Annotated in this window: 21 protein-coding genes; 10 read left to right on the plus strand and 11 right to left on the minus strand. The window is 44.7% G+C overall.

The window, feature by feature from the left end; translation table 11 throughout:
• Positions 1–11: 11 nt before the first annotated feature.
• The gene (gene ribA, locus R7041_RS08765; RefSeq protein WP_017635221.1) at positions 12–1,073 is read right to left on the minus strand and encodes a GTP cyclohydrolase II; all 1,062 of its coding nucleotides are present in this window, start codon (positions 1,071–1,073) and stop codon (positions 12–14) included.
• A 238-nt stretch (positions 1,074–1,311) separates the two neighbouring features.
• Positions 1,312–1,509 carry a PA3496 family putative envelope integrity protein gene (locus tag R7041_RS08770; RefSeq protein ID WP_005374493.1) on the minus strand — a complete coding sequence of 66 codons (198 nt, stop codon included), beginning with the start codon at positions 1,507–1,509 and terminating at the stop codon, positions 1,312–1,314.
• 361 nt (positions 1,510–1,870) lie between these two features.
• On the opposite strand from R7041_RS08770, the gene R7041_RS08775 reads away from it, so the two are divergent.
• Genes R7041_RS08775 through R7041_RS08785 form a run of 3 tightly spaced genes read left to right on the plus strand, consistent with a single transcriptional unit; the run spans position 1,871 to position 4,121 of the window.
• Positions 1,871–2,719: an ABC transporter ATP-binding protein gene (locus R7041_RS08775; protein ID WP_005374497.1), complete on the plus strand. Its 849-nt coding sequence runs from the start codon at positions 1,871–1,873 to the stop codon at positions 2,717–2,719.
• Positions 2,720–2,721: 2 nt separating this feature from the next.
• Positions 2,722–3,654, plus strand: a complete 933-nt coding sequence (locus tag R7041_RS08780; protein WP_017821873.1) for an ATP-binding cassette domain-containing protein — start codon at positions 2,722–2,724, stop codon at positions 3,652–3,654.
• Complete coding sequence (locus tag R7041_RS08785; protein ID WP_181881331.1) at positions 3,654–4,121, plus strand: transcriptional regulator; 468 nt, start codon at positions 3,654–3,656, stop codon at positions 4,119–4,121. Before R7041_RS08780 ends, R7041_RS08785 begins: the two co-directional genes overlap by 1 nt.
• Before the next feature lie 289 nt (positions 4,122–4,410).
• Here R7041_RS08785 and R7041_RS08790 read toward each other — a convergent pair whose 3' ends face one another.
• Positions 4,411–6,381 (minus strand): replication initiator protein RctB domain-containing protein, encoded by a 1,971-nt coding sequence (locus R7041_RS08790; RefSeq protein WP_017635223.1) that lies wholly within the window; start codon positions 6,379–6,381, stop codon positions 4,411–4,413.
• A 1,238-nt stretch (positions 6,382–7,619) separates the two neighbouring features.
• On the opposite strand from R7041_RS08790, the gene R7041_RS08795 reads away from it, so the two are divergent.
• From R7041_RS08795 to R7041_RS08810, 4 genes are all read left to right on the plus strand, one after another.
• Complete coding sequence (locus R7041_RS08795; protein ID WP_005374503.1) at positions 7,620–8,837, plus strand: AAA family ATPase; 1,218 nt, start codon at positions 7,620–7,622, stop codon at positions 8,835–8,837.
• A gap of 7 nt (positions 8,838–8,844) precedes the next feature.
• Positions 8,845–9,819 carry a ParB/RepB/Spo0J family partition protein gene (locus tag R7041_RS08800; RefSeq protein ID WP_005374504.1) on the plus strand — a complete coding sequence of 325 codons (975 nt, stop codon included), beginning with the start codon at positions 8,845–8,847 and terminating at the stop codon, positions 9,817–9,819.
• A gap of 105 nt (positions 9,820–9,924) precedes the next feature.
• Positions 9,925–11,952 (plus strand): tRNA(Met) cytidine acetyltransferase TmcA, encoded by a 2,028-nt coding sequence (locus R7041_RS08805; protein ID WP_318114772.1) that lies wholly within the window; start codon positions 9,925–9,927, stop codon positions 11,950–11,952.
• A gap of 251 nt (positions 11,953–12,203) precedes the next feature.
• Entirely contained in the window at positions 12,204–13,883 is a 1,680-nt protein-coding gene (locus R7041_RS08810; RefSeq protein ID WP_206949181.1) for a DUF342 domain-containing protein, read from the plus strand.
• Positions 13,884–13,939: 56 nt separating this feature from the next.
• Here the strand turns inward: R7041_RS08810 and catC are convergent, their stop codons facing one another.
• Positions 13,940–14,599, minus strand: a complete 660-nt coding sequence (gene catC / locus R7041_RS08815) for a type C chloramphenicol O-acetyltransferase (RefSeq protein ID WP_005383592.1) — start codon at positions 14,597–14,599, stop codon at positions 13,940–13,942.
• A gap of 88 nt (positions 14,600–14,687) precedes the next feature.
• Between catC and R7041_RS08820 the strand changes: the two genes are divergently transcribed.
• The gene (locus R7041_RS08820; protein ID WP_171344762.1) at positions 14,688–15,599 is read left to right on the plus strand and encodes a LysR family transcriptional regulator; all 912 of its coding nucleotides are present in this window, start codon (positions 14,688–14,690) and stop codon (positions 15,597–15,599) included.
• Positions 15,600–15,807: 208 nt separating this feature from the next.
• On the opposite strand, the gene R7041_RS08825 is transcribed toward R7041_RS08820, so the two are convergent.
• The 3 genes from R7041_RS08825 to murQ form a co-directional block, all read right to left on the minus strand.
• Positions 15,808–16,863, minus strand: coding sequence for a porin (locus R7041_RS08825; RefSeq protein ID WP_054729733.1), 1,056 nt, complete (start codon positions 16,861–16,863; stop codon positions 15,808–15,810).
• 148 nt (positions 16,864–17,011) lie between these two features.
• Complete coding sequence (gene murP / locus R7041_RS08830) at positions 17,012–18,466, minus strand: PTS N-acetylmuramic acid transporter subunit IIBC (protein ID WP_318114774.1); 1,455 nt, start codon at positions 18,464–18,466, stop codon at positions 17,012–17,014.
• 28 nt (positions 18,467–18,494) lie between these two features.
• Positions 18,495–19,397 carry an N-acetylmuramic acid 6-phosphate etherase gene (murQ, locus tag R7041_RS08835; protein WP_017635657.1) on the minus strand — a complete coding sequence of 301 codons (903 nt, stop codon included), beginning with the start codon at positions 19,395–19,397 and terminating at the stop codon, positions 18,495–18,497.
• A 242-nt stretch (positions 19,398–19,639) separates the two neighbouring features.
• On the opposite strand from murQ, the gene R7041_RS08840 reads away from it, so the two are divergent.
• Entirely contained in the window at positions 19,640–20,491 is an 852-nt protein-coding gene (locus R7041_RS08840) for a MurR/RpiR family transcriptional regulator (RefSeq protein WP_033907250.1), read from the plus strand.
• 19 nt (positions 20,492–20,510) lie between these two features.
• On the opposite strand, the gene mpaA is transcribed toward R7041_RS08840, so the two are convergent.
• A complete protein-coding gene (mpaA, locus tag R7041_RS08845) occupies positions 20,511–21,221 on the minus strand; it encodes a murein tripeptide amidase MpaA (protein ID WP_064354431.1) in 711 nt (236 codons plus the stop codon).
• Positions 21,222–21,362: 141 nt separating this feature from the next.
• On the opposite strand from mpaA, the gene R7041_RS08850 reads away from it, so the two are divergent.
• Positions 21,363–22,988 carry an ABC transporter substrate-binding protein gene (locus R7041_RS08850; protein WP_064369550.1) on the plus strand — a complete coding sequence of 542 codons (1,626 nt, stop codon included), beginning with the start codon at positions 21,363–21,365 and terminating at the stop codon, positions 22,986–22,988.
• Positions 22,989–23,051: 63 nt separating this feature from the next.
• On the opposite strand, the gene R7041_RS08855 is transcribed toward R7041_RS08850, so the two are convergent.
• The 3 genes from R7041_RS08855 to R7041_RS08865 all read right to left on the minus strand — a co-directional run bounded on the left by R7041_RS08855 (position 23,052) and on the right by R7041_RS08865 (position 26,974).
• The gene (locus R7041_RS08855; protein ID WP_017821885.1) at positions 23,052–23,636 is read right to left on the minus strand and encodes a flavodoxin family protein; all 585 of its coding nucleotides are present in this window, start codon (positions 23,634–23,636) and stop codon (positions 23,052–23,054) included.
• A gap of 136 nt (positions 23,637–23,772) precedes the next feature.
• Positions 23,773–24,366, minus strand: a complete 594-nt coding sequence (locus tag R7041_RS08860; protein ID WP_017820061.1) for a mechanosensitive ion channel family protein — start codon at positions 24,364–24,366, stop codon at positions 23,773–23,775.
• 493 nt (positions 24,367–24,859) lie between these two features.
• Positions 24,860–26,974, minus strand: coding sequence for a type I secretion system permease/ATPase (locus R7041_RS08865; RefSeq protein ID WP_206949180.1), 2,115 nt, complete (start codon positions 26,972–26,974; stop codon positions 24,860–24,862).
• Positions 26,975–26,986: the final 12 nt, after the last annotated feature.

Below are 26,986 nucleotides of genomic sequence, written 5' to 3' on the forward strand. Positions count from 1 at the left end.
ATCTGTAGAACTTACTTAGTGTGGTTAACAAACTTAGGATCAAACATATGCCCCAATTTACTCGCCTTGGTTTGCAGGTAATGTTGATTACTTGGGTTATTCCCTTCTTGTAATGGCACTCGTTCAATGACGTTAATATCAACCGCTTTTAAGGCGGCGAGCTTGCGTGGGTTATTCGTCATTAGACGCACAGCGTCAATCCCCAAATGCTCTAGCATTCCTTTACAGAACGCGTAATCACGCATATCAGCGGCAAAACCTAAACGTTCATTTGCTTCCACGGTATCTGCGCCATCATCTTGTAAGTGATAGGCACGAATTTTATTAATCAAGCCGATTCCACGCCCTTCTTGACGTAAATAAAGCAGCACGCCACATCCCTCTTTGACGATGTTTTGTAGCGCTCTATTAAGCTGAAAACCACAGTCACAACGCGTGCTAAATAGAGCATCTCCGGTAAGACACTCCGAATGCAACCGAATAAGTGGAGCTGCACTTTTTGTTGGCTCGCCATAGACCAGAGCAAGATGCTCTTTATTTGTCGCGGCTTCAATAAAGCCGTACATCATAAATGTGCCCCACTGGGTGGGCAATTTGGCTTTATCGATAAACTTCACGAGATTGTAAGGCTCAACATGTCTCAGCTCTGCCCGCACATTCATCAGAATCTCTCCTAGATGATTTTCTCCTTTACCATCTCCCCCGTCTCCCCAAAAGGCATCTTTATGAGAATGCTCTGTTAGGCAAGCGTTACCCGTTCTCATTAATTGCTGCGCTAATGGTGGATTTTGTAGAAACTTTTCCCTAACGATGAAAGCCATAACAGCCAACTTTATATCGTCCCAATCGCTTCTGACAAAGTGTTCGTATTTGCGGCTTAAAGCAAACGCTTCGTCAGGGGTGCTTGCGTGCTGAATTTTACTTTGCAACTGAGCATCGAGAAACTTTTGGGCTTGGTAATAATGTTCGCTGGTGGGCCAAGTTTGGGAGGAGATATTGACTGGGGCATGGCAAAAATTTGAGAGAAAACCGTGGGGCTCATCGGGCTCATAAAAAAGGATTTGATCAACCATACTTGCGCTCCTTGCTTTGTGGTTGCGATAATCAACAAAAAGCATATCGCTACTGATATATCTAGTAACACAAGGTCAGATTGTCAAACTTCTTCGGGACGGGACGTGAGTGTGAAACTCGTGCTTTTGAGGCGCAAGACAGATAAATGGAGAGTTTGAATAAGAGAGTAATAGAGTGAAAAAATAAAAAGGGCAGTCCGTCGACTACCCTATGGGTTGCTAAACCAACCTGAGGCGATCAGTGTATCAAGCCAAGCTCCCTTGCTTCTTCAATGGTCAACCCACTTTCACGGATCTCACGTAACGCTTCAATGCGTCTTCTGGCTTCTGCTGATTTCACTGTTTTCTCTGGCTTCACAACGGTTTCCTCATCAGGTAATTCCCATTTGTGAGCGATGTTGGTCATCTCGTCATGGTCGATAGAATTAATGGACATATTTCCTCCGAACACACCATGTTTTCGATGCGTAATCTATAGCAAAACCGGAACAAGGTGGTAAGAAAAACTGTAGGGAAATGTGACCCCTCCCGCCCTTTCGTTAACTCCTTAATAGATTCATCATTTAAGTTTTGCCAAGGGACAAATTTACGATTAAATTTGAGTAATTCCCCCTACGAAAAGTGTGCTGATCTAGCTCTCAATTCTGCTCTTCTTTAGTTTTATCAACGACGCATTACACCACTTCCTGTTTCACCTAACTTTCGAGTCACTTCACTGATTCATGGTTTGATACTTTCTAAAAACCGCCACGCCTGATAATGATAATAATTATCTTTTAGATTGGTAAGGTGTTTATATGGATGGTATTAACTTAAGTCATGCATACCACAATGACCCGGTCATCCAGATCCGAGATTTGTGCGTCGATTACATCACTGATAATGGTGATTTTAATGCGGTAAAGTCCGTCAGCTTTGATATCGGCAAAGGCGAAGTATTTGGTCTCGCCGGTGAATCTGGATGTGGTAAAAGCACAATCGCATTCTCAATAAATCGTCTTCATAAGCCGCCAGCGTTCATTTCTGGCGGTAAAATATGGTTTGATGGCAAAGATATCCTTAGTATCTCAGACTCTGAACTGACCGCTCTAAGGTGGAGTGAAATCGCCATGGTGTTCCAGAGCGCGATGAACTCACTCAACCCTGTCTTAACGATACAAGAGCAATTTGCAGATGTATTACGACACCATCAAGGCCTCACTAACGCTCAAGCAAAAGATAGAGCAGAAAAGTTGTTGGACTTGGTCAATATTCCTCGAGAACGCTTAGCAGAATATCCTCATCAATTTTCAGGAGGAATGCGTCAGCGGTTGGTGATAGCCATTGCTTTGTCTCTAAATCCAAAACTGATCATTATGGATGAGCCCACAACAGCATTAGATGTAGTGGTACAGCGAGAAATTTTACAGCAAATTTATCAGCTTAGAGATGAGTTCGGTTTTTCAGTCCTCTTTATCACTCATGACCTGGCACTCATGAGCCAACTATGTGATCGAATTGCAATCATGCGTCACGGAGAAATCGTCGAAGTCAATCGAGCATACGATATACGCAATCATCCTCAACACCCATACACGCAAAAGCTATGGGCTTCTTTCCCAAACATCCATGACGTCCACAAACAACCAGAGTTACAAGGAGCGTAACCATGAGCCAACCTATCATCCAAATGAAAAATGTGATTAAAGAATTCAAAGTGGGCGGTGGTTTAGCGAAAGAGGAAACCTTTCGTGCGCTTCAAGGAGTGACTTTTGATCTGTACGCAGGAAAAACCTTGGCTTTGGTTGGAGAATCAGGCTGCGGTAAGAGTACTTGCGCTCGCTTAATAACCAAAGTCTATCCTGCAACGGAAGGCGAGATCCTTTTCAATGGCACTGACATAAATGAGATCACGTCACGATCGGCTCTACAAGAATATCGCAGTAAAGTACAAATGGTGTTTCAAGATCCGTTTGGCTCTCTCAATCCAACTCATACCATTCGCCATCACCTAACACGTCCTTTAAAAATTCATAAACAAGTCAAAAACGAGCGCGACATCCCAGCCCGCTTGGAAGAGCTTCTAAAGCTGGTGGAACTACCTGAAGAGACATTGAATAAGTTCCCTCACGAACTCAGTGGTGGGCAACGTCAGCGAGTAAACTTAGCAAGGGCTTTAGCGGTAGGTTCGCAAATCATTCTTGCGGATGAGCCTACGTCTATGCTGGATGTTTCTATTCGCTTGGGAGTGTTGAATTTAATGCAACGAATGAAGCAAGAACTGGGAATTGGTTTTTTATACATCACTCATGATCTGGCGACTGCGCACTACATCGCGGAAGAAACCGCAGTAATGTACAAAGGGCAAATCGTTGAATGGGGCGACACTCATTCAATACTTAAGAATCCGCAGCATCCTTATACTAAGCTGTTGATTTCTGCCGTTCCTGATCCTGACTTACCTTTTGGTAACTTAGTGAAAAATGAACCAAACTATTCGATAGATGCCGATGAAATTCGTCAACGTAGCAGCATAATTGTCGACGAATTTGATCAAATAGGGCCAAATCACTATGTAAAACAATGGACCGAGGCAGCGTAATGGATTTGAGTACTTGGCAAGATCAAATCGCAACGTGGTACGAACAGCGGAAACATGATCAAGTAGAAAAATTGGAAACGATCTTATATCAGGTGCCTGATGACGTGTTTGGACCCGAATTGAGTGCTCTTCAAAGTAAAGCGATTGCTTGCTGGTTGGATGGATGTTTACGCGTGTTTCAACATGCAAGCTACCAAGACCCTCAGAAAGCATATCAAACCTTGCTTTATACGAGTGCAAAGCTTGAACAAGCAGCATGCCAAGTCTCGACTGATATTCTGATCAAAGATTGGTGTTTGAGACGACTTCAGCATCTCACCGTTGTGGCGTTAGAGTTTTGTAATCAGCAGTGTGATCAAAACAAGTGGCAGGAACAAGCCCATAGCTTAATCGAATCACATGTTGCGTTGATGCGTTCATTACATTGGAATGAACTCAAGAAGCATGATCAAGGTTTACCTCATTAGTCCGGAAAAATGATCAAGGCTTAATTAGCGGAATTTTAGGCAAAAAAAAGCGAGTTTCCTGAGGAGAAACTCGCGAAGTCTATTCAGAATGAATGTAACAATATGAGCCAATCTATTAATCATCAGAAAGGACAAAAGGTTGTCTATTCGGGATAAATAGTAGTATTAGGCTTGGCTTCTAATGTCAGTGGTTTGTAAGAGTTAAGTCTGTTTTTTATCATCGAAAGACATTGTTACATTTCAAACCGATACATCACACCTATAGCTTGATACATATCAAGCGACACTTTTAAATCGCCATTTCATCCAAGGCACGAAATACCATTTCATCCATGTGACCATCGAAGATTTGACGACAAACTTTCCGACGCACCGCTAACCCCGCAATCAAGCGCTCGATGGTAAGATGCTTAACATCGTTCTGGGTGTTAAACAGCTCGACGGTTTTACTTAATGTCTCATAAGGAATCGGCTCATCCCCTACCCTTAGCCAGTCGAGCTTCTCTATGTAATCTGAGCACTCTTCTTTGATTGAGGCATACGAGTGCCCTGTCATCGCAGACAAAGCCGTTATACTGCGTTCTAGAGCCTCTGGTGAGGTGTATTTAGATAGAGTAATGGTGATCTCATCAGCATTGATCTCTACCAAATGCTTTCTTTGCTTCACGCGTCTCCCTAAATTTCCTCTTGGAGACGGTGCTTTGCGTTGAATAGGCTCAAATTCGCCGTCTATGATGCCTGAGAGCTCCTCAAGCTGTTGTCGGGTTACCATCTCATTACGAAGTGGATTTGGCAGCGTAGGCGCCATGTTACGCTTTCCTGCGTTGGTCGTTCGCGCTCGCGAGTAACGTAAGACCTCTTCGACATCACATTTGATGTCGATCTGGTAGTCCATCACTTTGTCATTTTCGATCATGGTTTCGATCGTCAGGTGATAACCCCACAAATTAACGACGAATAGATCATCATTTCCTTTTCCATCAGACAAACGCTTTAGTTCTCGGATCAAATCCATGGAGAAACGTCGCCATTCAATGTTACGTGCAAGTTTCTGGTTTAACTCACTCAGTAGCATGCAATCCGTGTGACGACGAACCATGCGACTACGGAAGAAAGAGTACAGTTGAAACACCAAAGTATGTTGTTTCAAGATCTCTGGCGGAAACAAGAAGAAATAATCGCGCGTTAACAGCTCTTCATAAAACGAAGGTTCCCAAACTAAAATATATAAGTTTGGCTTGATACGAATTTCACCATCGCTACCCTCCACTGGTGCCTCTTCAGAGGCTGTGATGGTTCGAGCAAGAAAACGAAAACGATCACTTTTGAAGCCCTCTGGCATGTTTTCACTTAGCCAACGTCCAGTAAGTTCATGGAGCTGAAAATCAGTGAATTCAATGCGATCAATGCTATCGCGAATGGAATCACGAGCTGGGCCACTGTCTTTTTTGCCTCTGAGCGACAAAATATCAGTGATGTATAGCGGCGTTTTGTTTGGTACGTGAGCCGCATCAAGCTGATACTGATCTTTGTGATGATCATGATACTGAACCGTTAACGTGAAGAGAGCGAACAGGGTCATGAGATCATCCACAGTCATGATATTTTTGGATGATCGCGTCTCGATAACGGCTTTTGTGCCAGAGATCGACACCATGGATTTCTGATAACTTTTTCGAGTTCTTGGTGGCGCAAGTGCTTGGTCAATGATCCCAGCCCAATTTGTTGGAGATACAACAAATTGATCGGCTTCATCTTTCATCGTGGGAGGTGTGTTTAACCCGTGCTCATTCAACAAACGTTTGTTTACTTGAGTCTGAGCCAATGCTTTCGAACGTTTTTGTTTTTCGTTCTGGCGAACTTTGTCGGTAACAAGACTTGTTGCTCCCAACACAGATATAAGCTGATTGGGATTCACAAATTTATGTAGCATCGTTTTACCAGCAAGTCCCTCTTCAAAACGCACCGGTGTTTGAGTAAATAAACCAATATTTACTGCCGCGCGCAAACGTTGTTGCAGGGCTGCACGTGTGAGTTGCCCATCTGTTGCTTCCACAATCTCTGTGGTTGAAACCAAACCATCCTTGCTGCTGAAGCCTCGTAATGAGATCAGATTAAGCAACTCTAAGATGCTTTTGGTCACCCCTTTGAAATGTTGGTACTGCTCTACCCAATCCGCAGAGGATTCATGTACCTCAAAAAGATGGCCATCTTTGTGGCTTCTCGGTGCTTTAATCAGAATTTTTTCATCAGCCGTCATTTTAGATCCAGATCACACTAGCCGTAGTTGTGCTATGGTTCCGAAGAATAAAGAAAAACAGATCATAAATAAAGAAAAAAGATTGTTTTTTAAATAACTGATCTTTTTGATTAATCTGATCTTAATTGATTATATGATCTAATGATCTGGCTTGAAATTTCTCGCTAAGCTTTTGTTCTATAAGACTATTATTTCCATGTGTTTCGGAACTATGATCATAAGAAGTCTGAAAGTATGATCAACAATAACCTGAAAGCATGATCATATTTATTCGTAAGCATGATCATTAAGGTTATGAAAAGATGATCAAAAGAGTCTTGAAACGATGATCATGATGTTTTTACAGGTTATCCACAGATGCAGTATTTAATAATGATCTTCACGATGATTATATTGTGCATTGGTGATGTTATTTATACTCGGATCGATGATCAAGAGCCAATATATCTATCGTTCTGGCGCCCATATTGATGAGATATCACTCATCTGATTAAAATACATTCAAGTCGCTCATATTTAGAAGTAAATCCTAGTCTCTGCTTATTTACAGGAAGCATGATCATGAGAGCGTGATTTATCATAGCAACTTGAGCAATTTCATTGTTCCGGCTTCTATAACGTCAATTTCTGCTCAATCCCCCATTCTGTCTGCACTCAACCGTAAATCAGAGAAGAAAACTCATGCTTCCGAGAGATTCTAAGGCTTGATCATATTTCCGATTAATGGATCTTATTTTATTTGCGTGTTTACACCGTACTCTGCTCTATTTTTCCATGATCATGCTTTCGGATTTGCTTATTAACACGGAAGCATGATCATAAGCATACCTTGATCATACTTCCATAGATGTTTCGCTGGAACTGCCCTATTTTGCTCGGAGACATGATCAAGGTGTTCAGGTCTTTATTGTTCCGATATTACTTACTATTTTTCGTTTAAATTAGGTTGGTCTAACATAATCCGTAATTTAGCTTAAGATTATAATCGTTCCGGTAGAAAATTGATTTACATTGTAAATGAGTGACGCTGTAACACTTTTTATTTTTAAGTTTAGGTGTCCACTTATGAGAAGATTATTTGATTAAAAATAGTTATCTTTTTGACCATAAATCATAAAAGCGTCGATTTGGGTGTTTTTTTATGTGATGGTAATTCAAAATGTTCGTGCACCTTTTTGTTGTTTTTGGTCTTTACTGCTGTACAATTGCAATTATAAATCCTTCCAACGGAATTTGGCATGAAAAGAGAAAAAACGATTGAAAACCTTCTTGAGTTAGCGGAGCTGACTCAGCAGGTTCAAGCTGACCGTATTGAAATTGTTTTAGAAGAGCGAAGCGATAACTACTTCCCACCAATGTCGAAAGCGATGATGGAAACCCGTTCTGGTCTAACTCGCCGTAAGCTCGACGACGCGATTGGTAAAATGGAAGCCGCTGGGCATCAATTTACTAAAAACAACGCGAATCATTATTCAATTACGTTAGAAGAAGCACACATGCTCATGGATGCGGCTGAAGTGCCTAAATTTCATGAGCGTAAAAAGAATTCAGGTAACAAACCTTGGATTATTAATGTGCAGAACCAAAAGGGCGGTACAGGTAAATCAATGACCGCGGTTCATTTAGCGGCATGTTTAGCGCTAAATTTGGATAAACGATACCGTATTTGTTTAATCGACTTAGACCCACAAGGCTCGCTACGTTTATTCCTCAACCCGCAAATCAGCATGGCAGAGCATGATAATATCTATTCTGCGGTAGACATTATGTTGGGTAACGTGCCTGATGGTGTGGAAATTGACAGTGAATTTTTACGTAAAAACGTATTGCTGCCAACGCAATATCCGAACTTAAAGTCGATTTCAGCGTTTCCAGAAGACGCGATGTTTAATGCGGAAGCATGGCAAACGCTATCTGAAGACCCATCACTCGATATCGTCCGTCTGCTGAAAGAGCAACTGATTGATAAAATTGCTGATGACTTCGATATCATTATGATTGATACCGGTCCACACGTTGACCCATTAGTATGGAATGCAATGTATGCATCAAATGCCTTGCTAATTCCTTGTGCGGCTAAGCGTCTGGACTGGGCTTCAACAGTAAACTTCTTCCAGCATTTGCCTACGGTATATGAAATGTTCCCGGAGGACTGGAATGGTCTTGAGTTTGTTCGCTTGATGCCAACCATGTTTGAGGACGACAATAAGAAGCAAGTTTCTGTTTTAACTGAAATGAACTATCTTCTAGGTGACCAAGTTATGATGGCTACTATTCCTCGTAGCCGTGCGTTTGAAACCTGTGCCGATACCTACAGCACAGTATTTGATCTGACAGTAAGCGATTTTGAAGGCGGTAAGAAGACACTAGCTACCGCGCAAGACGCTGTTCATAAAAGCGCACTGGAATTAGAGCGTGTGCTGCACTCTAATTGGCCGTCATTGAATCAGGGGTAATAAGTAAATGGCTTTGAAAACGTCTGAATTAAACGCGAAATTATTTGGCAAAACGAATAAGCGTCGTGTTGTGACTCCGCAAGAGGCGCAAACTGCGGCAAAAGAGAAAGCTCAAACGATTGAACTAGCAGTTGCAGGTGAAAATATTGTTCAGTTTGAACTTGTGCGTATTCCTGCAAATAAAGTTGCGACAGAAACAACAGTATTTGTTGATAACGCTCGTGAGCAATCGTTCTTAAACGAACATGCTTTATCTGATGTTTTAGTCACACTCAAAGAGCGTGGCCAACAATATCCAGCTGTGGGTCGTAGAACTGAAGATGGCAAGATCGAAGTTTTAGATGGTAGCCGTCGTCGCATGTCTTGTATCCTCGCTGAACAAGATTTTTTGGTTTATGTTGCTGACAACATCAATACTGACCATGCTAAGTTTTTGTCTGATGTGGCAAATGCTCACAAACCGCTCTCTTTATACGAAAAAGGTAAAGAGATGCAGGCTAAGCTTGATAGTGGTGAAGCTGAGGATCAGAAAGCATTGGCAAAAATGTTCCAGTGCAGTGAAGCGTTGGTAAGTGGCGCTTTAAAAGCCGCAGCATTACCGTTAGAACTGCTTCAAGCGTATCCGAATGTTGGCGATCTCGGTCGCCCAACAATCGTGAAACTGCACAAACAGTTTTCAACGCTAACGCCAGAGCAGCAGCAAGAGCTGTTAGATAAATGTCGCTCTAGCGAAGGATTTTTATGGCAGCGAAGCACTGCTCAAGGCGTTGCTCGTCTGACAAAAGAAGTCACGGAAAGCATCGAAAATTGGATTACTGAACTTGCACCAGCAAAACCTGGTAAGAAGACGGAAAAAGTCGACTTAGTTAAAGGTCGAGCAAGCTATAGCCGAAAAGGTAGCAGCCTGGCGTTGAACTTGAAGAAAGTTGACGACAGCTTAATGGAAGAGATTCTTGCGTTTGTACAAACCAAACTGCAATAACAAATGATGATTGAATCAACCGCCTCCGGGCGGTTTTTTTATATCTGAGAAGCGTCAAATTAAAGATGTGATACCATTGCGTCAGTTCAACGTTGGATAGACAAAATGCAGACACAATCTGATTTCCTTTCATCACTTCAACATCAAGCTCACCAATCTTTCCAAAGGATTGGTGTTGTCATTCAAGGCGAGGCTTCTTGGCAAAATGCGTTGATGTCAGAGTTCCATAAAACGCAGCGCCATCAACGTTGGTTTTCTGTTGGTGATTTTGGTTTGAAAAACGTATCCAGTGTTTCGTCTAAACAAGGGCACATGTTGCTAGGCAGAGAGTGTGACGTTCTATTGTTTGATGCTCGAAATGGCTTTGACGCCAATAGTTTTACCGCCGCGCTTGGCTCATTGGTTGGCGGCGGTTTTCTTATTGTCATTACTGAGCTGCGACAAAATGCGAATTTTGCTCAGCAATGGATGCACAAACAATGGGAGAAGCTCGTTGTTATTGAGCAAGACAAACCATTGCCAACGGCTCCAGACATCAAGCAAGCAGAAAAAGAAAGTCACTACACGGAACAAGAACATGCCATTTCTCTAATTGAAAAGGTGGTAACTGGACATCGAAAGCGACCATTAATTTTGACCGCTGATCGTGGACGTGGAAAAACAAGTGCCCTCGGAATTGCGTGTGCGAGCTTATTACAGCAGAAGCCGCTTAGAATCTTAATTACGGCACCATCTATAAAAGCCGTTGAGCCTGTTTACCAACATGCTTTACGTTTACTCCCTAGCGCACAGCGTATTAAGAAGGACAGATTAGAATCAGGGCAGGGAGCCATTCAATTTATTGCTCCAGATGAACTATTATTGAGTCGACCTGAATGTGATTTGTTACTTGTCGATGAAGCGGCTGCAATTCCAGTTCCTATGCTCAAAAGCATTATCGAACATTATCATCGACTCGTTTTTTCTACGACTATTCACGGTTATGAAGGTTGTGGCCGGGGCTTTACGATTAAATTTGTTGATTGGCTTCAGAAACAGCGTTCGGGAATGAAAACGTGGCACATGACACAGCCCATCCGCTGGAGCATGAATGATGCGCTCGAATCATGGCTCTATGACGCGTTTTTGTTGGATGCGGAGTTAACGCACCATCAACTTAACCAGGTCGACTCAATTTCCCTTTCTAAAGCCGATAAGGACGATTTGATATCGCAGCCTAGTTTGCTGCGCGAGTGCTTCGCTCTTTTGGTTAATGCTCATTATCAGACCTCGCCGAATGATTTGATTCACCTTTTGCAAGACGACAACAGTCAGCTCTATTTTGCTAAGCAAGATAATGCGGTTGTGGGGGTAATATTAGCGGTCGAAGAGGGTGGGCTTGACGCTGAATTGGTTGAAGAAATTCAGCTTGGTAAGCGTCGTCCTAAAGGACACTTAGCGCCCATTACGATTGCAAACCACCTAGGATTTCCGAATGTCGCGAATCTATCGACGCTGCGAGTCATGAGAATTGCTGTTCATCCGGAATTGCAAGGAAGAGGCATCGGTCAAAAAATGCTGCAGCAACTTGATCAAATGGCGGCTAAACACATTGCTTACTTATCCACGAGTTTCGGTGCGACGGAAGAGTTGGTCCATTTCTGGCTACAATCGAACTTCCGTGCAATTCGTTTAGGGTCAATGCGCGATGCTGCTAGCGGTTGTTATTCAGTCTTGATGGTCAAACCTTGTGATTCCCAACAGACGGCTTGGGTCGATGAATCTCAGGCGCTATTTGAAGAAATGTTGTCTAACAATGTGGCTGACGTCTATCCAAAATTAGAAGCCTCTATTTTTCGAGCTCTATTACCGCAACCTTTGGGAATGAGTCCACTTCATCCCGCTAAGTTATTACTAATTGAATGCTATGCTGATGGTGGTAACAGTTATGAGTCCGTGTCTGCTTGGCTTCAGCAGTGGTTACTTAACTTAGGTTTGAACTCTGCTTCCGACTTGATGATCAGTAAGCTTTTTCTTAACCGTAGTTGGACTGAATGTGCTCAGCAATTTGGTTTACCTGGAAGAAGACAAGTTGAGCAGCAGTTAAGGGACGAAGTAAGACACATTTGGAACGATTTACACTGTAAACACTAAAGGGAAATTTACACTGTAAATGAAATTATTAGGAGCTGATTTTACACTGTAAATCCAGCTCCTTTTTATTTCGGCGTGTATTTTGATTGAGCTTTAGGTTAAATCGAAATGCTCTCTTAATATCTGTTTAACCGTTATTGATGGATTACTTTCTTTAGTGACGTGAGCCCTATAATAAGAAATGCGAGGTTTGTTCAGAAAACGGATTTGGGTAGACTGAAAGTGTTGATGGGAAGCAAAGTGGTAAGGGTATGTGGAAGCTGTGTCTTGAGTTATCTGAAGATAAGACCAAGGTGATAGCCCGTCTTCCGGGAGAAGTGGACCTCGGTGGTGAGCTAAATCAAAATGAATTAAACGAGCAGCTCGTCGCAATGAACGCTGAAAAGATGTTTGTTGTTGAGGGGGAAGTCGTGAGATTCATTAACTGCGCCAAAGAACGTAAAGCCGAGGCCTACGAAGGCATCGTCATTGCGGAAAAACGCAACGCGCAAGTTGAGGTTGAATTATCGAATAATGACATGCTCGCCAGTATGAACGTTGTCGGCGCGTACGGAGGCCGAGGTTTACGTGGCCCCGAGATTGTTCAAGCCCTTGCTCAAGCGCGAGTTTCGAAAGGCATCAACAAACTGGCTTTGAAGAAAGTGTTGGTTGTCAGCACTCAGCTCAAACCCGGCGAAACTTTTTCTCAACCTGTAGCGGTTGGTAAGCAACCTATCAAAGGCAAAGACGCTCTTTTTACTCCTCTTGTTAAAGACATCACCAAACGCATCCTCAAACCCAAAGACGGCCAATCTGCTAGCGACAAAATTGATTTACGTAATCTCGGTGAAACTATCGCGGTTGGCGTAGGCGATGAGGTGATGCGCCGCACGCCTGCGACCAAAGGCACGCCTGGTTTTACTGTTCAAGGGCGAGTGATTCCTCCGCAAGCCGGAAAAGACAGCCCAATGAAGCCGGGCAAAGGCACTGAGATAAGCAAGCAAGACCCAAACCTATTGATTGCATCGGTATCCGGTACGCCTCTGATTAAAGACAAAACCATCGAAGTTGATAACGCACTCTGCCTCAATAGCGTTGGCGTGAATACAGGCCACGTGAAATTCAAAGGGAATGTGATTATCGGTGGCAACATTGAATCTGGCATGATTGTTAAAGCGACGGGCTCTATTACTGTAGGCGGCTTCATTGAATCGGCTGACGTACAAGCGCAAGACGACATCCAAGTTGGTAAAGGGATCATTGGCCACACCATGAGTGATGGCCAGCCAAAGAGTTGTCACGTCAAAGCCAAAGGTTCGATTCGTGCCAGCTACGCCCAATATTGTGATTTGCAAGCCGGCGAAAATATTGAGTTGGCGGTGCACAGCATGAATAACGATATTGTTTGTGGGCGCAATCTGACGGTGCTAGATGCGAACGGTAGGAACGGCACGCTCAGCGGCGGAGATGCAAAAGTCGGTGGCAAAGTGGTGTGCTTACAATTGGGCGTAGAAGGCGACACCGCCACTAAGGTAGAAGCGTTCGCACGCTATTCTGCATTTAAGGAGCGATTAGCAGAGCTCAAAGATCAATACAAACACGCTCAAGAAGGAACGATGGATGTGATTCGTAAAGAGCTCGAATTTAAGAAACGTCCTAAAGCCGAACGTACCGACGAAGAACAAGCTCAGATTGCTGTGATGAAAACACAAAACAACGAGCAGCTTGAAGCGATAAAGCAAAAGCTAGAACAAACGGAACACGACTTTGAAGTCGCGTTAGAAGAAAATATTGTCGAAGCCAAAGAGCGTGTCTTCACTCGCGTGACGGTGCAGTTTGGCGACGAGCAGGTAACGACAAAGCGCACTCATGGCGGTTGTTCGTTCCGTTTCAATCAATACGAAATTAAAGTCTCGGCGAACTTGGAAGAAGAGGACGTCGCTGCGGTTTAAGCTTTCTTACTCACTGAGCCCACACGTCGCAACAAGATGTGTGGGCTTTTGTTTATCTACAAATCGACAATGTGCTCTTGATAGTAGTCCGCAAGCGCACCGACTTGGCTGCTACACATTACTTTCATTGCTTGTTTAATGTGTTCTATTGGCCAGTTCCACCATTGGATATTGAGTAGAGTTTCAATCTCTTTATCGCTGAATCGTTGACGTACGACTTGGTTGTTTCCAACCACTACCGAATAAGGTTGCACGTCTTTCGTCACTACGGTGCGTGCTCCGATGACGGCTCCATCACCGATGTTTACTCCGGGCATGATCATCGCCTCGCTGCCAATCCAAACATCGTTCCCCACCACTGTATCTCCGGCACGCTCGAAACCGTCTTGTACGCCTTCTCCAAAGTCTTCAGGAGAGAAGGGGAAGGTCGAAATCCAGTCAATGCGATGACCTTGGTTTCCTGCCATCATGAAGGTGGCTCCAGAAGCGATGGAACAAAACTTGCCAATGATTAATTTGTCGATGCTATCGGGTTCTCTACTTTGCCATTCTTGAAGTGTGACGGGGTCACCCAACAAGTAGCGTACCGCTTGCTCTTCGAAGCTTTTTTGATGATAGAAGCCCGAGTAATAGCTGTAATCGCCAACGATGATATTGGGATTAGTGATGTGATCTTTAATGACTTGACCTTTTAACCACGTGTCGAAAACACTCATAACTCATCCTTTCAAATTTAGGTTGTACAGAGTTTAGAGGCTTTCTATTATTTCCAGTAGTTTGATTTTAGAGATTCAGAATTACTGTATGGAAATAAAATGGCTCAGCTACGTACCACTTTACGTCGCTTTGTGTGAGGAACGAAGTATTGCTGGTGCAGCAAAGCGACTGAATTGTTCGAATGCGCATGTAAGTCGGCAACTTAAACAGCTTGAAGACATATTGTCGGTGCAGCTTATTCAGCGAACTACGCGCCAGTTTAATTTGACCTACGATGGTTTGCGGTTTTATCAGCAGGTAAAGCAACTGCTCGAAGGCGCTGAGCAGATCAATGAGCAAGTCATGGCAAACGAGATCGTATCGGGAAAATTGAGAATAGCGGCGTCCGCTTCTTTCGGAGCTGCGTTACTCAGCCAAACATTGATCGAGTTTCGATTGCAACATCCACAAGTGAGTGTTGAAGTGATCTTCACAGAGACACCTCTCGACTTGATTGAGGCTGGGTTTGATATCGCATTCTACTTTACCGATACTCCCCCAGAGGGATACGTCGGCCATCAGCTACGCACTTTACACTGTAAACCGATCGCTCATCGCTCGTATTTAGCTGATAAACCAAATGTAAGTACGCCAGAGGATCTTGGTGACTTAGAGCACATCCTTTATAAAAGTCGTGACTTGGTGTTAGACAAGTGGACGTTTACGCATAAGCAAACTCAACAGCAGTGCAGCATTGAGTTAGAAAGTACGCTGAGTTTTAATCTTGTCCAGTCCATGTTGGATGCTACTTTGGCTGGCTGTGGTGTAGCCATGTTAGATGAATTTGCACTGGCTAAACTCGACCCTGCACAAAAAGAAAAACTCGTGAGTTTGCTGCCAGAATGGCAAACGGATGCGATTTTGCCGCTTTATCTGCTTTACCCAAAACGTGAGCACTTACCAAGAAGAACGCGAGCGTTCATCGAACACTTTAGGAACATATATTCTGTCGGCGAATAGCGACAACAAACTTAGCAACAATTGAGGAAGCAAAGGAATGCGAAAACACTGTCACCAGTTTTCCTGATGCAGGCGTGTTGGTCAAAACAGGTAACGAAGAAAACATATTACGAGGGTGAGCTTCTTCAAATCAGCATTAAAGGCAATAACTACTGACCGGACACAGAAGAAGCTCATGGATTCAGCTAACTTACATTAAGTATCGTGCTTACAGCTCGTAACGCAGACCTAAGTGGTAGTAGCTTTCGTCTGCGTGCGCACCGCCAAACGAGACTTCTTGTCCATTGCTGTAGCCACGCGAGCCGTTACGATCAACGTAGTTTGTGTAGATAGAAGAACGAGGCGTCAGTTTGTATTGCACTTCTAGCGTTGTATCTTTCAGCTCTAGCTCGTCACCATCACTGTTTTCTAAAGAACGATAACCAGCACGCAGTACCCATTTGTCATTTACACTGTAAACCGCCGTTAGTTCCATCACTTTGTCGGTACTGGTTTGTGAGTAATAGCCCTCTAGTTCATCTTCCGAGTACAACGCACCCAACATCAAATCACCTAGGTAGTAACGCGTACCTGCACCCCAGAATGTGTAATCGGTGTCGTTGCTTTCACGTGCATCACCTTTATTCTTCTGCATCGCCACCACTGGTGCCAAGGTACCCAAATTTCCCATGTCTAGCGTATAACGCAGTGCAGTGTTGTAACCGTAGTCGAGCTCAGAAGTGTTGTTTCCTAAAATGTACGCGACAGAAAAATCGAAATTACCTAGGTTGTTTTGGTATTGCAGCGTGCCATCTTGACGGAAAACTTGCGTCGCGGTTTTGTCGACTTTATTCGCTTGGCGCGCCATAGAAACATCGGAAGAGGCGAATACATCACCAATGTCGGTAAACATAATCAATCCAGATGCCACGCGACCACCTGTAATGCGACCATAATTTTTCGCATCAATCCCCGCCCATACATAACGCGCGGTCAGAGACGGTTTGTCGTTTACTTGGTTTGCGTATTCAGCTGCACCCACTTGGTATTGCGCTTGGCCGATGATCGACGCGTACTCGTTGATGGTTTGTGAACCGTTTAAACCAATACGGCCATCAAACTCGCCATTTGCATCGCCGTGCTCGTCATTTTTACTGGTGACATTGAAACCAAGACGAGAGTAAATATTTAAAACTGACCCATCTTCTGCTTGATACAGCTGCGCTGCCATTGCGTTTGATGCCATCAATGTAGGGAGAAGTAGAGTCAAAATGTGCTTTTTCATGATTAACGACCTTTCATTTCTATTGTTTTAGATACGACAAAGCCCCTTCCGAGTAACGGAATAAGAAAAATTGTCGTGAAGTAGAGAGAGGGTGCGCCCTTGTTTGCCAAGGGCGCGAGCTAGTCCATTCCTATAGGGGAAGAATGATTTAGCTTAAATCGACGTCTTTGCAGCCAAAGAAGTAAGTCGCGAGGAAGCCGACGATGTAAGAGATAAGCAGGCCGGCAACAAACACCATCATGCCTGGGAAGATGCCATTTTCAGATGTCATGAGAGGAATCGCCACGATACCGGACGGGCCAAACACCGTATTAAGACCAACTGGTAAGCCAAGGTAAGAAACTAAACCGATAAAGAAGCCGCCCGCAGCACCACCAATACAAGCGGTAACGAATGGTTTTACGCGTGGTAATGTCACGCCGTAAATCAATGGTTCGCCAATGCCTAGAAGACCCGGAATAATAGCGCCTTTAACTTGGGTGCGCAGTAGAGCGTCTTTTTTGGCTTTGAAATACAGCGCCATTGACGCGCCAACCTGACCGCCACCTGCCATCGCCAGGATAGGGAATAGCGAGTTAAAGCCCTGTGCTTCCATCAATGCGAAGTACACTGGAACAAAACCCTGGTGGATGCCAAATACCACAGAAATTAAGAACAAACCTGCCAAGATTGCAGCGCCTAATGGGTTATCGTTCAAGTTGAGGAACAACCAAGACATCCCTTTAAACAGCTCGCCGCCGATCGGCATGATGATCAAGAAGGTTACCGCACCCATGATCAATAGAGTGATAACGGACGTTAAGATCATGTCCAGATCATCTGGCATGTATTGACGAACCTTACGCTCGACTTGTGCACCGATGATCGCTGCTAAAAGTACGCCGATAATGTTGCCGCGCGGATCAATCGCAAAGCCGAAAAACTCGTTCATGCCAGAGTAAATGCCGGATGTCGCCTCTGGGTTGTAACCCAGCACAAACAAAGAGGCGAGAATGGCACCATTAACACCAGAGCCGCCAAATGCTTGCTGCGCGTTGTAACCAATCAGAATACTTAGGAAAGCAAACAGACCCTTACCAAAGACTTTCATGTAGACGATCAGATCCAACATAAACTGGCTTGGTGTCTGGTCGAGAACAAACATTTGTTCCAATAACGTCGCAAAACCTAGCAACAAACCAGCGGCAATAAAACCAGGGATCAACGGCGTAAAGATAGTGGCAAACTTGCTTAAAAAACGCTGAACCGCACTGGTTTGCTTACTCTTCATCTGTTTTTTCTGCTCGGCTGCGACGGCAGAAAGATCTTGTTGCGGCATATCTGCTTCTTCACTGTCACCAGAGGTTAAGCTGTCGATCAATTGATTCATCATCTCAGCCGCTTGTTGAGCTTTTCCGGGACTGAGAATGATCTGAAACTGCTCATCGCTTTCCACCACACCCATTACGCCGGGAATTTGCTTGATAACTGATTGATCAGCCAAGCCATTGTTGGCGAGCGATAAACGCAAACGCGTCATACAGTTACCACATTTGCTTACGTTGCTACTGCCACCCACTGCGGACAGCAACTGCGATACTGTGTTTGAAGTTATTTTTGCCATAGGGTCTATCCTTCAGAACTCGGATTATTTAGTTATTATTTAGTGCTGCGCGAATAAAGCCGTTGTGCGCGGCGAGGCGTGATTTGGCTTGTTCGGCATCCAAATCGGCCAAAATCATTAAGATGGCGGTTTTGCAGTGGCGACCGCAGGCATTTAATGCTCGCTCTGCTTCTTCTTTTGATGCGTCGGTTGCTTCCACAACAATGTTGGTTTGGCGTTGTATGAGCTTGGCGTTAGTGGCTTCTACATCCACCATTAAGTTGCCAAATACCTTACCGCTACGAATCATTGCGCCTGTCGTGAGCATGTTTAGCACCAGTTTTTGTGCGGTGCCGGCTTTCATGCGAGAAGATCCAGTGACAACCTCTGCGCCAACTATCGGCAGAATCGCGATGTCGGCCGCTTCTGCCATGGCACATTCTGGATTACAGGCGATAGATGCGGTCGTGGCTCCGATGGATTTAGCGTAGTCCAAACCACCTAGTACATAAGGTGTACGGCCACTCGCTGCAATGCCTACAACCACGTCATGCTTGGTGAGGTGAAGTGCTTTTAAGTCGTCTTGACCCATTTTCGCGTTGTCTTCTGCGTTTTCTACCGCTTTTAAAATCGCTTGATGTCCACCAGCAATTAAGCCAATCACCATATCTGGATGCGTGCCGTAGGTAGGAGGACACTCGCTTGCATCAAGAATGCCTAAGCGACCTGATGTACCAGCTCCCATGTAAATTAAACGGCCACCATTTGCAAAAGCTTGGGTAATTGCGTCAACTGTCTCTGCAATTTGTGGTAGCACCGCTTTTACCGCGAGCGGGACTTTTTGATCCTCTTCATTAATGACTTGCAGCATCTCGATGGTCGAAAGCGTATCGATCTCGGCACTGGCTGGGTTACGGCTTTCTGTCACCAATCTGCTTAAATCAATTTTCATGTTTTGCACTCTTCGTAATGTTCAATCTGAGGGCGATTTTATGGAATAAAATATTCAGGTTTGGTGATAAAAATCACACTTGAGGTTATTCTTTATGCAGGAGAAATTTGGAATAATGAGAGAAAATATACGTCTATTACGTCCGGGATTAACTGTCTTGGTTAGAATAATCAGGGGGTTAAATCAAACGCCTATTATTTCTGATTTGGAATAATTTATTTAAAGTTTTTGAGGTTTTTGTTGTGTCAGTTATCAATAAGATAGTCGCGAGGCGTACTCAGCTTTCGCAAAGTGGTCGTTTGGTTGGCGATTGGATTGTTGAAAACGCAGAAAAGGCGGCGCTGCTCACCAGCCAAGAACTTGCGGCGCAAGTAAAAGTGAGTCAATCGAGCATTGTGAAATTTACTCAGCGTATCGGCTTTAAAGGTTACAGCGAGTTTAAGTTAGCTCTGAATGAAGAGATTGGCCGTAAGCATGCGATGCAGTCGACACCGCTGCACAGTGATATTTTGGCTGACGACCCCATTGCGGTAATTTCACAGAAACTGGTGAAAGCGAAAACCGACGCTATGTTTCAAACCACCAATACGCTGTCTTACGAAGCGTGTCACCAAGCGGTGAAATGGTTGAGTGAAGCGCGTCGAGTGCAAGTGGTCGGGATTGGGGGCTCTGCACTGACCGCCAAGGATTTAAGCTTTAAACTGCTTAAACTTGGTATTACGGCGCTTTCTGAACAAGACAGCCACGTGCAGATTGCTGTTGCCCGCACGCTCTCTCCAGAAGATGTTCAGATCGCAATCTCGTTTTCGGGTGAGCGCAAAGAAATTCTCGTCGCGGCAGAAGCGGCAAAAGAGCAGGGCGCGAAGGTGATTGCGTTATCTGCGCCTGGAAGAAGTCGCTTGCGCGGTATTGCCGATATTACGTTTGATACGATTGCCAATGAAACGGAACATCGCAGCTCATCCATTGCTTCGCGTACCGCGCAAAACGTGATCACCGATTTGCTGTTTATCATCTTGGTTCAGCAAAGAGACGACAGTGCCCGTCAGTTGATCAGCGATATTAGTACCGACATCAAACAGATCCTCACATGATCGCTTGTTTAACAGCGGACTAGAGATCCGGATCGTGCCTCAGCAAAGCAATAAAAGCGGAGAGATGTTTTTCAATGGTGAGATCGGCAGAAATCGCGGGTAATTCCAACGTGATGCAAGGTAAATCACGTTCACTACACCAAGTGCCGAATGAGCCGGGTGTTTCGTAGTCGACATCGTCTACAATTGGCAGTTGGAACTGCTCGCGGAGCCATTTGGCAAGGTCGGAATGTTTGGGATCATCCACAAACGCAAGCGGTTCATGAAACGACACCACAAACTTTGGCTTGCGCAGTTCAATCAAGTTAATTAAAGCGCTAACTTCAGGCTCTAGTTGATTTTTAGTGCCAGTTTTCACCTGTACGTCTCGAACGGGGGTGTGAGAACTCCATCGATACACTGTGCCATGCTCAGTCCAATTTTGGGTTGGAAACGCGCGATTGAGGTCCACTTGGTTTGCATTTGCGCGTGTGCCTAGCTGGTTGCCGTCAGGATTCATTGACAGAATCACATCATGTCGTAAGTTTTCAGCAGGCAAGCTTCTTAGCGCGCAGGACAAACCTGCAATCGAGGCTGTCTCATCCCCGTGAGTGCCTGCCAAAATCAAACCTCGTGAAGCACTTTCGACTTGAGCCGGAAAATACAGTAATGGCGCACCAAGCACGGATTGACCGTATGATGTTGGCCGAATTAAAAATGCCGCTCTTTCCGTTCTTGGAATTAGACTCACCGTAATCTCCTGATTGATGAAGTAGTATCAATATCTAAGCTAATTACACCTAGCTAAACTGAACCGTTTAAACTCGTCAACGGTTGAAATGTTAATTGTGGCACTTGCTTCACAAGACGCGTTAGGAGAACGAAAAACGATATGGATTTTAAAAAACATTCAACGGCGTTGCTGATTTCCTCTTTATTCACCCCTTTTCTTGCTACATCAGTTGCTGCGGAGACCTTACCTAAAGGCATTCAACTTGCCGCAGAACAGCATTTAGTACGTGCGAATGACGCAGAGGCGGCGACACTTGACCCAGCGAAAGCCGAAGGTCTGCCAGAAATGCATGTGATTCGTGACTTATTTGAAGGGCTTGTGATTCAAGATCGTGACGGAAACATTATTCCCGGTGTGGCAGAATCATGGGAAACCAAGGATAACCAAACCTTTACTTTTCACTTGCGCAAAGACGCGAAATGGTCGAATGGCGAGCCTGTGACAGCGGATGATTTTGTCTATTCACTGCGCCGAGCGGTGGACCCGAAGACCGCTTCTCCAAATGTTTGGTATCTCAAACTCACCAAGATCAAAAACATCGCCGATGTAGCAGAGGGCAAAAAGCCTTTGGACGATCTCGGTATCAAGGCAGTGGATAAATACACCCTACGTTTTGAGTTGGACAGTCAAGTGCCGTACTTTGTTGCTATGACTGGGCACACGTCCATGATGCCAGTGCATCAAGCGACAGTGGAAAACCGCGACAAGCCGTGGAGCGATCCAGACCAATTTGTTAGCAACGGTGCATTCACATTGGATAAGTGGGTCGTGAATGAACGCATTGAACTGGTTAAGAGTCCAAGTTACTGGGACAGCGCAGATACGCATCTAAACAGAGTGACTTACATTCCGTTTGAAAACCAAAACGCGTCTATCAATCGCTTTGCGGCAGGAGAGCTGGATATCACGTCAGATGTGCCGACTCATATGGCGCAGAAGCTTAAACAAGATTACAAGCAGGCTTACACGGTGGTGCCATTATTGTGTACGTATTACTACGCGTTCAATACCACTCGTCCGCCATTTGATGATGTGCGAGTGCGTCAAGCGGTGTCGTACTCCATCATGCGCGATGTGATTACGAATGGTGTCACGCAAGTGGGCAACCTTCCTGCTTATACTTTTGCGCATCAGTACACCGCAGGGTTTGATGCGACGCCGCCTGAATACAGTAAGTGGAGTCAGCAACAACGTGACGAGAAAGCGCGTCAGTTGTTAAAAGAAGCGGGTTACAGCCAAGACAAGCCGCTCGATTTTAAATTGCTGTACAACACCAGTGAGGCAAACAAATCGATCGCGGTTGCGATAGCGTCGATGCTACAAAAAAATCTCGGTGCAAACGTGGAGTTAGAAAACCAAGAGTGGAAGTCGTACTTAGTGGCGCGTAAACAAGGCAATTTCGATGTGATGCGCGCTTCCTGGTGTGGTGATTACAATGAAGCGTCTACTTTCCTGAGCTTACTTCGCTCAGGTTCCTCGGGTAACTTTGCACGTTACAGCAGTGAAGCGTACGACAACGCGATGAACAGTGCATTGGCTGCAACCAATGAGAAAGCACGCCAAGGTTTCTATGATCAAGCCGAGCAATTGTTGGCGGCGGATATGCCAATCGCACCGATTTACTACTACATGCAAGCGCGTTTGGTTCGTCCTACGGTTGGCGGTTTTGCCAAGAACAACGTAGAAGGTCGTATCTACTCGAAAGACCTCTACATCAAGAAGTAGCGCTCAAAACAAGCGATAAATATGAAGCCCCGAAGATGTATCTTACGGGGCTTCTTTTTATTGTTAGCGAGTGGAGAGCTTATTCACGAGCATAGCGACTCGTTTGCCAAGATACTCCGCCGTTGCAACATCAGAAGCATGCAACTGACCACCTTCACCACCTTGTGCAACAATACCACCTTGTACACCATAACGATTCAGGTTTTGCTCCCCAGAATTGCTGATCTTATCCAACCCGACCCACATCATGCCGTGTTGGTTAGCGAGCGTTTGTAGATATTGTAATGTGCAAGATTGGTCGCCATTCATTGCCCCACCACTGGTAAAGCCAGCCGCGATTTTGCTCGCCCATTTTTGGTAATACCAAGATTCACTGCTTGCATCTGCAAATGCTTTAAACTGCGCTGCTACACCGCCCATATAGGTCGGTGAGCCAAAGATAATCGCATCACACTCAGCAAGTTCATCCATTAGTTTAGGGTTCACAAAACGTCCCTCAATAATCTCACTGCCTTCAATTCGGTGAGAGAGGATTTCACATTCATCTTGCTGCTTAATGCCTTGTTGTTCAACACCTGCGGCAATCGCGCGAGCAAGCTGACCAGTAACGTCGGTTTTAGAGAAATAAATAATCGCAATTTTGGACACAATGGTTCCTTTTTTCATTGTTGATTTTTAATCGTGCGACTAAGGCTAAAACCTCAAGATAAGTTGAGGTCAACACTAAAACTTAAAAAGAAGTGCATTAAAAAAGCCGATGTAGATACATCGGCTTTTTAGTGGGTTATTTCTTTCTGCGAGTATAAATCCGAGATTTTGCTTTACTTGGCTCTGGCTTGTTTTTTGCCAGCTTTAGCACTGCTTTTTGCAAAATCTGGTTGTTTGGGTAAGTGATCAAGTTACCGTTGTCGTGCTTAATTAACACGTGAAACATGCTGATTTCTTGAATCTCACCGCAGATGTCTTCATCTTTGTCTACGACTTTAATTCGGTCACCCACTCGGTATGGGAAGACAAAAAAGATCAAAAAGCTGGCAGTGATGTTGCTCAGAATTGACCACTGCGCAATAAACGCCACACCTAATACGGCAAAAATGGACGATAGGAACAAAGACACATCGCCATAGCCAATACCTGTGATAATGGCAAAAATAGAGGCGGTCAAAAATAGCAGCGCGACATTGAAACAGCGCTGAATAAAACTCAAACGAGCCTTTTTTACACCTTTCGTTGTTGCCAAATTTAGGATGGCTCTATTTACAATCCTCTTCAGGATGCGATACGCGATCAGGACAAAAATGCCCATCAATAGTTTGTAACCGAGGGAGCCCGTAGTGAAATACTGGCTCACTTGCTCTAATTGGATCCAATCATTCATTTCTTCATCTCGACGATATCTAGAAAGCGGCTTTTATAGCTGATTTTTTGCTGTAAGTAATCACAATTTTTCTTTACACCATTTGTCTCTGTGTTGAGGTACCACAGAGTACTATATTGGTTAATCAAAGACTTAGTGAGCATTGCGAACTCTTTGGCTTTATTACTTATATTCAACCAAAGCTGACGTGATTTTGAATAGAGCAATCTTTGAGCTGTATCCCATATCCGACATTCTATGATGCTAGTTCCTCATAAACGAGCTGAATATGACTTTTGTCCTGATAACCTAAGGTGTATTAATTGAAATAGCTTTTAGGGCGTTGAAAAATGGAAGAAGATGAAAAGGCGATTATGATTTTATTCGTGATTGTTGGCCTTGTACTCGTTTGGGTCGCGCTTGAAGAACTTAATTATCTCGGGCTCCCAATAAAATAAGCCCCGTTAAACACAAGTTAAACGGGGCCCTTGTCTTTTATCAATGTGAATTCAGGCTAGCTAACCGCACGCACTTTGCCTTGTTTCAAATCGTTCAGCACTTGCGCTTTAGGGCCATCTGCGATGATGCTGCCTTTCTCCATCACAATTACGCGATCAACGATGTCGAGCATAGACGTTTTGTGCGTAATCAGAATCAGCGTTTCACTAGGTTTCAACTGTGCTAATTGATGTTTAATGTGCATCTCTGAGCGATTATCCATCGCACTGGTTGGTTCATCCATTAGTAGAACAGGAGGACGACCCAAAAATGCACGAGCGATCGTGACTGCTTGACGTTGACCCCCCGAAAGCATTGCACCACCTTCACCAACTTGGCGTTCTAAGCCCGCTGGGTCAGATTGCGTAAACGCAGTAACACCGGCACGATTCGCTGCGTCTAGTACGTCACGGTCATCGGTTAATGGGCGGCCTAGCGTAATGTTGTCGCGGATAGAACCAAAGAACAGATTCGAATCTTGCGGCACACAACCAATATTACGGCGAATGTCGACATGATGCAGCTGTGCGATGTCGGTATCATCAATGCGAACATGACCTTCCGTCGGCTGATACAAGCCCATGATGAGACGCTCTAACGTGGTTTTACCCGAACCGATACGGCCTATGATCGCTACTTTTTCGCCTGGGCTAATGGTCAAGCTCAAATCTCGAATCGACGCCACCGGTGAATCTGGGTAGTGGAAGGTCACGCGTTCAAGTTCAATTTTGCCTTGTACTATTGGACGGTGAATGTAACGTTTACCTTCTTCTTGTTCATCCGGCATTTCCATGACTTGATTGATAATTGTCATAGAAGACTTCGCTTGGTTGTAGCGCGTAGAGAGTAAGGATAACTGAACCAAAGGACCAATCGCGCGGCCGCTAAGCATGGTTGCGGCAATCAAACCACCCATGGTTAAGTCGCCCTCTGCAATCAAGTAAACGCCTAGGATGATCATCCCTACGTTACTACTTTGCTGCACAAAACCTGCTGCGTTTTGAATGCTATCCGTAATTCGGCGGCTTTTTATATTCCAGTTCGCCATGTGTGCAACTGCCTCTTCCCAGCGGTATTGGAATTGGCTTTGCGCACTGAGCATTTTTACGGTTTCTAACCCAGCCAAGCTCTCTATCAAATTGGCATATTTTTGCGATGCTAGGCGTGAACCCTCCTCAATGGAGCGGCGCAGCGGCCCTTGTATCAGTAGCGAATGAATAATCAAAATGACCACGCCCACCATTGGAACATACACAAGATCGCCAGCCATTAGCCATATAATCACTAAGAACAGAATGGCAAAAGGCAAATCAATGAGAGCACTGACGGTCGCTGAAGTAAAAAACTCTCGAATAGATTCGAATTCTTGTAAATGGCGAGCGAAGGCACCGACCGAAGGCGGCTTCGATTCCATTCTAATCCCCATCACTTTGCTGAACAGTTTGGATGAAATCAGAATGTCAGACTTCTTGCCCGCCACATCAATGAAGTAATTTCTCAGCGACTTGAGAATGAAGTCGAACAGGAACACGACAAAGATGCCACTTGCTAGTACCCATAGGGTTTCAAACGCAAGATTCGGAACCACTTTGTCGTACACCAAGCGAGTGAATAGCGGAGCGGCAACCGCAAAGAGGTTGATGAGAAGTGATGCGATTAAAACATCACGGTAGATGCGTTTTGACTGCCACAAGGTTGACCAGAACCAGTGGCCTTCGTTGGTTTTGAGCACTTCGGGAGAGCGCTCATCGAAACGGAATTGCTTTTTAACTAAAAAGTACCGACCAGTGTATTGCTCAAGTAGGTCTTCTAATGGAATAGAGATCGGCACCATTCCACTTTCTAGGGTGGTGACTTCGGCCTCGCGTTTCTCCATATTGATGCTGTTGAGAACGCAAGAGTCACCGCCTTTAAGAACTAAGATTGCCGGCAGAATTAGGCTGGAGATGCTCTCCAGCTCTGCGCGGTTTTCCTTGGCAACCAATCCGGCCCTTTCCGCTGCTCTTGGTAGCAAAAATGGGGTCAGTTTACCGTCAGATAGCGGTAGTCCGTTGACTAGCGCTTCTGGCGAGTTAGCTAACCCATAGTAACGGCTAACGTAGATGAGCGAATTCAGTAAAGGGTCTTTCATCGTTGATAAACC

It is taken from the genome of Vibrio sp. 1751, from assembly GCF_033339895.1.
Classification (GTDB): domain Bacteria; phylum Pseudomonadota; class Gammaproteobacteria; order Enterobacterales; family Vibrionaceae; genus Vibrio; species Vibrio alginolyticus.